Annotated in this window: 1 protein-coding gene; it reads left to right on the plus strand. The window is 63.4% G+C overall.

All coding sequences use genetic code 11. From position 1 onward, the window contains the following. Positions 1-274 precede the first annotated feature (274 nt). The coding region (locus AMD30_RS24275; RefSeq protein WP_156354430.1) for an IS110 family transposase at positions 275-913 on the plus strand (639 nt) is incomplete at its 3' end.

The following is a 913-nucleotide window of genomic DNA, read 5'->3' on the forward strand; positions in this document are numbered from 1 at the left end:
CCCTAATGGGGGTGGATCGGCTTCCTCTTGGAGGGGATGCTGGTCGTGTGAGCCTCCCCGGTCGGTGACCACTGCCAGGCCCTGAAACGGTGGTCGGATTTCTACACGAAGACCGTGGCCCGGCCGGGCGAGGATCACCCGCTAGAACGCTTCTGGGATGTCGTGCCCCCGAAACATGTGGGTGAGCACTGATCCATTAGGCCGCGTCCAGGGTGACTCCCGCAGGTTCACATCGAGATCGTCGAGACGACTGAAGACGAGGTGAACGAGTGTCATGATCTTTATGGGCAACGACTGGGCGTCAGATCATCACGACGTGTGCGTGATGGATGAGCACGGCACCATCCTGGCCACCCGCCGCCTACCCGAAACCGCTGCAGGTGTCACCACAATGCATGAACTGATCGCCCGGTATGCCCAGGATCCCACCGAGGTGGCGGTGGGTATCGAAACCGATCACGGCATGTGGGTCACCGCCCTGGTCGGTGCGGGCTATCTGGTGTTCGCGATCAACCCGTTGTCGGTGTCGCGCTACCGTGACCGCCACCATGTCGGGGGCACCAAATCCGATAAGGCCGATGCCAAAACCCTCGCTGATCTGGTGCGTACCGACCGGCACAACCATCGGCTCGTCGCCGCCGATACTGTCGCTGCCGAGGCGATCACGGTGATGGCCCGCACCCATCAGAACCTGGTGTGGGCGCGCTCGGCACAACAGAATGTGTTGCGCTCCCAACTCGGCGCCTACTATCCGGCCGCGGTCGATGCCTTCGGCGGCGACCTCGCCCACACCGACTGCCTGAGCGTGTTACGACGCGCTCCAACCCCACGACAGGGGGCGGCACTGACGGTCGCGGCAATCCGATCAGCCCTGAAAAAGGGTGGCCGGCAACGCAATACCGACCAACGCGCC

Origin of the sequence: Gordonia sp. HS-NH1, from assembly GCF_001418765.1 — a bacterium.
Classification (GTDB): Bacteria; Actinomycetota; Actinomycetes; order Mycobacteriales; family Mycobacteriaceae; genus Gordonia.